Below are 8,345 nucleotides of genomic sequence, written 5' to 3'. Positions count from 1 at the left end.
GAAGAGACCAACGCCGCCAGCCACAATCTGGCCAAGGAGGTAGCTTCGCTCAACCAGCTTCTCGCGCAGTTCAAGCTCGCCGATACCGCCTATCAGCAGAAGAGCCAGCCCGCTCCGGTTCGCAATGCCGGCGGCAACGACAGATACGTGGCATCCCCCGTACGCGCGCTTGGCCGCAAGATTGCATCCGCATTCTCCGGTAACGCTGCTGTCGATACGTCAAAGGACGACTGGCAGGAGTTTTGATCGCCATACGATTGGCATCATGCCGATCCACGCCCGGGGATGACGCAAGGCTTGCGGGCCTGACATCCGGGCCGTGATTTAAAAACATGCCGCGCAGGGTCCGATTGCTTGCGCGGCATGGCTGAAGGAGGCGCGTGCCGTCGCGCCGGTAAATCAGTCTGGCATCAAATCGGAAATCTGCCCATGTGAGACCAGCAGGCGCGGGTTTGTCATGCTGCCGCTTTCCTCGTCGACGGTAACGGCATAAGCCGCAACGCCGATGTGGCGCGCTGCCATGGCGCTCGCTATCTTTTCGGCGGACGCCGCATTGGAAGCCTGCCGCATTTCGCCCGGCACAATGCCCCCGCGTCCCTTTTTGAACTGCACTACAATAATCTTTTCAGCGTCTGACATATCTCGTGCACTCTCGTTTGTTCTTTAAATGTTCTAGTTATATAAGAGATTCAACATGGTGTTACGCCCCGTTTTTGGGGCCGCCAAAGTTCTACAGTACTATTGGAAGCATTGGGTGAATTTCGACGCGAACGGGAGAGTTTTACACGTAGCAGGTTGAAGTCGTTACGATGGGCCGAGCTTCCCAATTACATGCTTACGAACTCAACGTTTTCTAACGCTGAGCGTCCGTTATATTCGGCTCAGTGTTTTCGAGGTCGTTCTTTATTCCGTACTCTGCAATAAAATGGCGCACCCGACAGGATTCGAACCTGTGACCTTTGGAATCGGAATCCAACACTCTATCCAGCTGAGCTACGGGTGCAGCGGTCACGCTTGAATCGCGTGCAGCGGTTGGTTCATACCCCAGCTTTCTTTCCGCATCAATGTCTAAAAATCAAAGATTTACGAAATGGGGTCTGTTTTCCGGTGTGGGGGAGAGCGTGGGTTGCTGCGAGGGCTGCTGTCTGCATGTTTGCGATAGCAGGGCGGTATGTTGTTTGCGGTATTGCGTTTCTTCCTGATAAGGCGTTTCCCTTTTAAGTAGTATTTTACGTCCGCATCCAGCGGCTGTCCTGGCACTTTTGTACACAGGCGGGTTGATTGTCGTATTGCCTTTCAAACAAGGTGGGGGAGGCGGTTTTTGACCCTAAAAATCGGTGGGTAAATAATCATACTTTTCTTTTGCGCCCGATGGTGATTACGAGACAGGGGTTGTCGCAATGGGTATTAACTGTCAAATTATTATACAATATTAGTATCATCTACATTTATTTGGGATACAGTTTAGTCCTGTTGTCGGTTATCATTCCGGCAGGGTTAAGGAACGAATCAGGCGGGGGATCGGATGGCTTTGCAATTGGCACATAGCAACGGGCCACGGGCGGAAAAGGCCGAAAGCGGCGGCACGCAGGCGGAACATTTAAACGCCATCGACTATGGATTGTTGACGACCGCGATCGGTTATCATTTGAGGCACTCGCAACTTGCCGTGGCAAACGGCTTTTCCGACGTGCTGGCGGAGATGGGATTGCGGCCGGCCGATTTTTCCGTTCTCGTCATCGTCGGCGGCAATCCGGGCCTCAAGCAGAGCGATGTGGCCGAGGCGCTTGGCATACAGCGTGCCAATTTCGTCGCGATCGTCGATAGCATGGAAAGCAAGGGATTGCTTGTCCGCCGCAGGTCGGAAGAGGACAGGCGCGTTCATTTCCTCGACATGACGGATGAGGGCAGCAGCCTTCTTGAGCGCCTTTCCGATGCATGGCGTGACCGCGAGGAAAAGCTGATCGACCGGATCGGCGGCAAAAAAGCCCGTGACCAGCTGCTGGCTCTGCTTGGACGCCTGCGGGACTGAGCGGTATCGGTCAAGCCGGTCGGCAATCCCTCTGCCCCTCCCTTTCGCGAGGGTCTGATTGGTAGCGGGTCGATTTGCGTTGCAATTTTCCTGCGAAACGGCCAAGACGCCTTGGACGTGCCAACGCCTTTGGCGCTCGTCATGCCGCAACTGCGCAATGTTCTGGAAAGGCCCGAAACGGGAACGCCATGCTGATTATCGACACGAGCCATCCGCTTTATCGCCGCTTGTGGGTCAGATTGCTCATCGTCGGCTTTTGCGCCGCCTGGTCCGTCATCGAATTCGTCAATCGCGAATTTTTCTGGGGAACGGTTGTCGGCGGCGTGGCTGTCTATGCGGCCTATGAGTTGTTGCTGAAGTTCAAGCCCGCCAGCGAGGAGAACGCTGGAGGCAAGGCTGACGCGGCCAGGGACKATTCAGACGAGCCAGTGGAAAGCGCACCCACGGATAGAAACGACGCCGGCTGAGGCGAGCTTTCCGGGCGTAAAACCGCTACCTGCCTCTACTGGAAATGTTCACGGGTTCGCAGCATCCGGATCGCCTGGTCAATCAGGAGATTTGCCGCTGTCATGCGCAGCGTCGCATTGTGCCGGAATTCCGGTCTCACTCCGTCGGGATGATTGAGCCTTGCGAAGGCGCGGCGCTTTTCCGCAAGCGTTGCGGCGGTGTCGGTTTCATGGATGGCCAGTTCTGCTGAAACATCCGCGAGCGAGGTCTTTTCGAGATGGGCCGGGATAGGTTCGGGTTGGGGTTCCGGCTGGGGCTCGGCAAGCGCAACGGGCTCCGGCAGAAAGGCCAGATAGGCGTCGAGACTGGCGTTTCCCGGTTGCGGTGCATCCGGATAGGTATCCACGACGAAGCCAGAGCTGAAACCCACAATACGATGACCGGCGGGCGGCGTCGGCTCCGCGCTTTCGTCTTCTTTTTCCTGTCTCAGTCTTTCAACGACCGACTCGAAGACGGATTGTCCGAAAAGCATGCGGCTATTCCCTGGGCAGGTCCCGATAAATCCGGCCTCTATATACAACGAAGTTGGCGTCTGGCTTGCCTTCCTCAAAAGCCCGTCAGTTTGCGGCTTTCATCCAGAACCAGATCGTAGAGAAGCCGGGCGCTGGGCGGCAAAACGCGGCCTTTGGTGGTGATGATGCTGTAGGGCTTGACGACAAGCTCGAAATCCGTGGGCAGGATGCGGGTGCGGCCGATATCGGCCTGCTGGCCGGCCACGAACTCGGCCATGTCCTGCGCGATTGGCGCAATTGCATCTGTGTTGCAGATAAGGGCAAGCGTCAGCACCACGGATGGCGTGTTGATGACGTTGCGCGGCATGGCGACGCCGTGAGTGAGGAACACGTCTTCCATCGTTCTGCGCAAAAGCGCGCCGGGCGGCTGGAAGACCCAGTCGTAACCGGACAGATCCTGCAATGTCACGGGCTCGCCGTGGAGCAGGGGATGGCCCTCGCGAACCACCAGGCAGGCGCGCTCGATGCCAATTTCATGGATGGAGAACAGGCCGGGGTCGAAATCATCGGGGATGCGGCCGATGATGAAATCGTGACGTGCGGCCAGAAGTTCCCGCGCCAGCACGTTGCTACTTTCCACCTGCACGTTGATCTCGATACCGGGATAGGTGTCCATCGCCCGTCTTATGGCGGGCACGACCAGGCTGATGGCCGGTGCGGTGACGGCGCCGATATAAACCGATCCGCCGCTGCCGGATTTCATCTGGTTGAGTTCGCGGCTCGCCTCACGCAGCTCCAGCAATATGGTGCGGGCGCGCCGCGCCAGCGCCTCGCCGAACTTGGTCAGCACCACACCGCGCGACGCTCTCTGACAGAGCGGGCTTTTGACGATTGCTTCCATTTCCGAGAGCATGCGCGATGCCGCCGGCTGCGTCATGTTCATGGCGGCGGCGGCGGCGCTGACCTGCCCGTGCTCCTCGATCATGACCAGCATGCGCAGGTGGCTCATCTTCAAGCCGGCGCGCAGCAAAGGGTTGTCTTCGAAGACGAAGAGCGCATCCGCTGTTTGCGTCTGCTCATACACTTTTTGGTTGCTCATTCGCGGGTTTATACCCCTCAATGGTTATTGTATCGATTTAATATATCATAATTGATATACGTAAACTGATTTATTCTATTTGACAGTTATATGGATTCAGAACAATTTGCGGAATGCCGGGGAGGAGCGGCATCTGTTCCATTTCGCAGTTGCGAGATCGGAACGGGCGCAATGCGGCTTCTTCCTCTGATGGCATGAATTTTATGGTGCAACGCAACAAGCGGGTACCAAAGAGGGTTCAAGGGAGAGAGTTAATGAAGTCCATTATTTCGCTGATGGCGGCTTGTGCCATCGGTGCTGCTTCCTTTGCAGCGCCGGCTTTCGCGCAGGACAAGGGTTCTGTCGGTATCGCCATGCCGACCAAGTCTTCCGCGCGCTGGATCGATGACGGCAATAATATCGTCAAGCAGCTGCAGGAAGCCGGTTACACGACCGATCTGCAATACGCCGACGACGATATTCCGAATCAGCTTTCCCAGATCGAAAACATGGTCACCAAGGGCGTTAAGGTCCTCGTGATTGCTTCGATCGACGGCACGACCCTGTCGGACGTTCTGAAGCAGGCTGGTCAGCAGGGCATCAAGGTCATCGCTTATGACCGTCTCATCCGCAACAGCGGCGACGTCAGCTACTACGCCACTTTCGACAACTTCCAGGTTGGCGTTCTGCAGGCAACTTCGATCGTCGACAAGCTTGGCCTGAAGGACGGCAAGGGCCCGTTCAACATCGAGCTGTTCGGCGGTTCTCCTGACGACAACAACGCCTTCTTCTTCTACGATGGCGCGATGTCGGTTCTGAAGCCTTACATCGACAGCGGCAAGCTGGTCGTAAAGTCGGGTCAGATGGGCATGGACAAGGTCGGTACGCTGCGTTGGGATCCGGCAACGGCCCAGGCTCGCATGGATAACCTCCTGTCGGCTTATTACACGGACGCAAAGGTTGACGCTGTTCTGTCGCCCTATGACGGTCTGTCCATCGGCATCATCTCCTCGCTGAAGGGCGTTGGTTATGGCACGAAGGACCAGCCGCTGCCGGTCGTTTCCGGTCAGGACGCTGAAGTTCCGTCGGTCAAGTCGATCATTGCTGGCGAACAGTATTCGACCATCTTCAAGGACACTCGCGAACTCGCGAAGGTTACTGTTGGCATGGTCAACGCCGTTCTGCAGGGCAAAGAGCCTGAGGTGAACGACACCAAGACCTATGAAAATGGCGTCAAGGTTGTTCCGTCCTACCTGCTCAAGCCGGTTGCCGTGACCAAGGACAACTACAAGCAGGTTCTCGTCGACGGTGGTTACTACACCGCAGACCAGCTGAAATAAGCCTGCAACACATGCGGGGATGGCTTGGCGCCGTCCCCGTTTTTCCATAAAAATAAAAACGCCTGAATTAATCGGGCGCTGGATTGCGATATGGCCAATACCATTCTCGAAATGCGGAACATCACCAAGACGTTTCCGGGCGTAAAAGCGCTTGAGAACGTCAACCTTAAGGTAAAGGAAGGTGAGATCCACGCGCTCGTTGGCGAGAACGGCGCTGGAAAGTCGACCTTGATGAAGGTCCTTTCCGGTGTTTATCCCGCTGGCACCTATGAGGGCGAGATCCACTATGAAGGTGCTGTGCGAAATTTTCGCGCCATCAACGACAGCGAAGATATTGGTATCATCATCATTCACCAGGAGCTTGCGCTTGTGCCGCTCCTGTCGATTGCCGAAAATATTTTCCTTGGCAACGAGGTCGCTTCGGGCGGCGTGATCAACTGGCAGCAGACCTTCAACCGTACCCGCGAACTTTTGAAGAAGGTGGGCCTGAAGGAATCGCCGGAGACGCTGATTACGGATATCGGCGTCGGCAAGCAGCAGCTGGTCGAAATCGCCAAGGCGTTGTCGAAGAGCGTGAAGCTTCTCATCCTTGATGAGCCGACCGCCTCGCTCAACGAGAGCGATTCCGAGGCTCTGCTCAACCTTTTGATCGAGTTCCGCAAGCAGGGCATGACGTCGATCATCATCACCCACAAGCTCAACGAAGTGCGCAAGGTGGCCGACCAGATCACCGTGCTGCGCGACGGCATGACGGTGAAGACGCTCGACTGTCATCAGGAAGAAATCAGCGAGGACGTCATCATCCGCAACATGGTGGGACGCGATCTAGAAGATCGTTATCCGCCGCGCGACGTGCCGATCGGCGAGACCATTCTCGAAGTGAAGAACTGGAACGCCTATCACCAGCAGCACCGCGACCGGAAGGTCCTGCACGACATCAACGTCACCGTGCGCAAGGGCGAAGTCGTCGGCATTGCCGGGCTGATGGGGGCAGGGCGCACGGAATTCGCCATGAGCGTGTTCGGCAAGTCCTACGGTCACAAGATCACCGGCGACGTTCTGATCGACGGCAAGCCCGTGGATGTCAGCACCGTGCGCAAGGCAATCGATGCCGGTCTTGCCTATGTGACCGAAGACCGCAAACATCTCGGTCTGGTGCTCAACGACAACATTCTGCACAACACCACGCTTGCCAATCTGGCCGGCGTGTCGAAGGCCAGCGTCATCGACGACATCAAGGAAATGAAGGTGGCGAGCGATTTCCGCACACGCCTTCGCATCCGCTCTTCAGGCATCTTTCAGGAAACGGTCAATCTTTCGGGCGGCAACCAGCAGAAGGTCGTGCTTTCCAAGTGGCTCTTCTCCAATCCTGATGTCCTGATCCTCGACGAGCCGACACGCGGTATCGACGTTGGCGCGAAATACGAAATCTACACCATCATCAACCAGCTCGCTGCCGACGGCAAAGGCGTTCTGATGATCTCATCGGAAATGCCTGAATTGCTCGGCAATTGCGACCGCATCTACGTCATGAACGAAGGCCGCATCGTCGCTGAATTGCCGAAGGGAGAGGCGAGCCAGGAAAGCATCATGCGCGCTATCATGCGCTCAGGGGAGAAGAACTCATGAGTTCGGCAAACACCACAAACGAAGAAAGCAACGTCATCTCGGTCGGGTCGTATATTCGCTCCAATATCCGCGAATACGGCATGCTGATCGCGCTCGTCGCTATCATGGTTTTCTTCCAGTTCTATACCGGCGGCATTCTGTTCCGGCCCGTGAACCTGACCAACCTCATCCTGCAGAACTCGTTCATCGTCATCATGGCGCTTGGCATGCTGCTGGTCATCGTGGCCGGACATATCGACCTTTCGGTCGGTTCCATCGTCGCCTTCGTCGGCGCGATTGCGGCCATATTGACTGTGCAGTGGGGCATGAACCCGTTTCTCGCGGCGCTGATTTGTCTTGTCATCGGCGGCATCATCGGTGCTGCCCAGGGTTACTGGATCGCCTATCATCGCATCCCGTCGTTCATCGTGACGCTGGCGGGCATGCTTGTGTTCCGCGGCCTCACGCTTTTTGTGCTCGGCGGCAAGAACATCGGCCCGTTCCCGACGGATTTCCAGATCATCAGCACCGGCTTCCTGCCTGATATCGGTGGCATCGAAGGTCTGAACACGACGTCGATGATCCTGACATTGGTGATTACGGTCGTGCTGTTCTATCTGGCGTGGCGCCGTCGCGTGGTGAACGTGAAGCACGGCATCGACGTGGAGCCGTTCGGTTTCTTCATTGTGCAGAACCTGCTCATCTCAGGCGCTATTCTGTTCCTTGGCTACCAGCTGTCCACCTATCGTGGCCTGCCGAACGTCCTGATCGTGATGCTGGTTCTGATTGCGCTTTACAGCTTCGTGACGCGCCGCACGACCATTGGCCGCCGCGTTTACGCGATGGGCGGCAACGAGAAGGCGACCAAGCTTTCCGGTATCAACACCGAACGCCTGAGCTTCCTAACCTTCGTCAACATGGGTGTACTGGCCGGTCTGGCTGGCATGATCATCGCGACACGCCTCAACTCGGCAACGCCGAAGGCAGGCGTTGGCTTCGAGCTTGATGTGATCGCGGCCTGCTTCATTGGCGGTGCTTCGGCCTCCGGCGGCGTTGGCAAGATCACCGGTGCTGTTATCGGTGCCTTCATCATGGGCGTCATGAACAACGGCATGTCGATCGTCGGCCTCGGCATCGACTTCCAGCAGATGGTCAAGGGCCTCGTGCTGCTCGCTGCCGTGTTCTTCGACGTCTACAACAAGAACAAGGGCTGATTGCCCAGCCAATATAGCAAGTCAAAAAAGTGGCCGGTTTCCGGCCACTTTCATAAGGTGAAGGCGCAACGCGCCGAAGAAGATAAGGCGCGTTGCGCCGCAGGAAGGAAATCC

The 8,345-nt window shown here is 56.6% G+C and carries 8 protein-coding genes, 1 tRNA gene and 1 pseudogene; 6 read left to right on the top strand and 4 right to left on the bottom strand.

Annotated features, from left to right (window positions below; translation table 11 throughout):
- A pseudogene (locus tag AC1DCP_RS20185) lies at nucleotides 1-246 on the top strand (methyl-accepting chemotaxis protein); the annotation flags it as partial.
- 153 nt (nucleotides 247-399) lie between these two features.
- On the opposite strand, the gene AC1DCP_RS20180 reads toward AC1DCP_RS20185, so the two are convergent.
- Together AC1DCP_RS20180 and AC1DCP_RS20175 are read right to left on the bottom strand one after the other, a co-directional pair.
- A complete protein-coding gene (locus AC1DCP_RS20180) occupies nucleotides 400-639 on the bottom strand; it encodes a hypothetical protein (protein WP_013636678.1) in 240 nt (79 codons plus the stop codon).
- A 287-nt stretch (nucleotides 640-926) separates the two neighbouring features.
- Nucleotides 927-1,003 (bottom strand) — tRNA-Arg (locus AC1DCP_RS20175).
- Nucleotides 1,004-1,525: 522 nt separating this feature from the next.
- On the opposite strand from AC1DCP_RS20175, the gene AC1DCP_RS20170 reads away from it, so the two are divergent.
- Complete coding sequence (locus tag AC1DCP_RS20170; protein WP_003513721.1) at nucleotides 1,526-2,032, top strand: MarR family winged helix-turn-helix transcriptional regulator; 507 nt, start codon at nucleotides 1,526-1,528, stop codon at nucleotides 2,030-2,032.
- 188 nt (nucleotides 2,033-2,220) lie between these two features.
- A complete protein-coding gene (locus AC1DCP_RS20165; protein ID WP_476774582.1) occupies nucleotides 2,221-2,499 on the top strand; it encodes a hypothetical protein in 279 nt (92 codons plus the stop codon).
- Nucleotides 2,500-2,534: 35 nt separating this feature from the next.
- On the opposite strand, the gene AC1DCP_RS20160 is transcribed toward AC1DCP_RS20165, so the two are convergent.
- The gene (locus AC1DCP_RS20160; RefSeq protein ID WP_065687108.1) at nucleotides 2,535-3,011 is read right to left on the bottom strand and encodes a hypothetical protein; all 477 of its coding nucleotides are present in this window, start codon (nucleotides 3,009-3,011) and stop codon (nucleotides 2,535-2,537) included.
- A 74-nt stretch (nucleotides 3,012-3,085) separates the two neighbouring features.
- Nucleotides 3,086-4,090, bottom strand: coding sequence for a LysR family transcriptional regulator (locus AC1DCP_RS20155; RefSeq protein ID WP_003513718.1), 1,005 nt, complete (start codon nucleotides 4,088-4,090; stop codon nucleotides 3,086-3,088).
- Nucleotides 4,091-4,344: 254 nt separating this feature from the next.
- On the opposite strand from AC1DCP_RS20155, the gene chvE reads away from it, so the two are divergent.
- The 3 genes from chvE to gguB all read left to right on the top strand — a co-directional run bounded on the left by chvE (nucleotide 4,345) and on the right by gguB (nucleotide 8,231).
- Nucleotides 4,345-5,409 carry a sugar ABC transporter substrate-binding protein ChvE gene (gene chvE, locus AC1DCP_RS20150; protein ID WP_003513717.1) on the top strand — a complete coding sequence of 355 codons (1,065 nt, stop codon included), beginning with the start codon at nucleotides 4,345-4,347 and terminating at the stop codon, nucleotides 5,407-5,409.
- Nucleotides 5,410-5,499: 90 nt separating this feature from the next.
- On the top strand, nucleotides 5,500-7,038 hold the full coding sequence (gene gguA / locus AC1DCP_RS20145) for a sugar ABC transporter ATP-binding protein GguA (protein WP_003513716.1): 1,539 nt from the start codon (nucleotides 5,500-5,502) through the stop codon (nucleotides 7,036-7,038).
- Nucleotides 7,035-8,231, top strand: a complete 1,197-nt coding sequence (gene gguB / locus AC1DCP_RS20140; RefSeq protein ID WP_003513714.1) for a sugar ABC transporter permease GguB — start codon at nucleotides 7,035-7,037, stop codon at nucleotides 8,229-8,231. Before gguA ends, gguB begins: the two co-directional genes overlap by 4 nt.
- Nucleotides 8,232-8,345: the final 114 nt, after the last annotated feature.

It is taken from the genome of Agrobacterium sp. 10T429, from assembly GCF_056393925.1.
Note: the sequence above shows the minus strand (reverse complement) of the source record. Positions and strands in the feature narration are given on the sequence as shown.

Excerpts from the sequence above, each read along its gene's own strand:
- gguB (WP_003513714.1), top strand. The coding sequence starts at position 7,035 with ATGAGTTCGGCAAACACCACAAACGAAGAAAGCAACGTCATCTCGGTC.
- AC1DCP_RS20180 (WP_013636678.1), bottom strand. The coding sequence starts at position 639 with ATGTCAGACGCTGAAAAGATTATTGTAGTGCAGTTCAAAAAGGGACGC.
- gguA (WP_003513716.1), top strand. The coding sequence starts at position 5,500 with ATGGCCAATACCATTCTCGAAATGCGGAACATCACCAAGACGTTTCCG.
- AC1DCP_RS20170 (WP_003513721.1), top strand. The coding sequence starts at position 1,526 with ATGGCTTTGCAATTGGCACATAGCAACGGGCCACGGGCGGAAAAGGCC.
- AC1DCP_RS20160 (WP_065687108.1), bottom strand. The coding sequence starts at position 3,011 with ATGCTTTTCGGACAATCCGTCTTCGAGTCGGTCGTTGAAAGACTGAGA.
- chvE (WP_003513717.1), top strand. The coding sequence starts at position 4,345 with ATGAAGTCCATTATTTCGCTGATGGCGGCTTGTGCCATCGGTGCTGCT.
- AC1DCP_RS20155 (WP_003513718.1), bottom strand. The coding sequence starts at position 4,090 with ATGAGCAACCAAAAAGTGTATGAGCAGACGCAAACAGCGGATGCGCTC.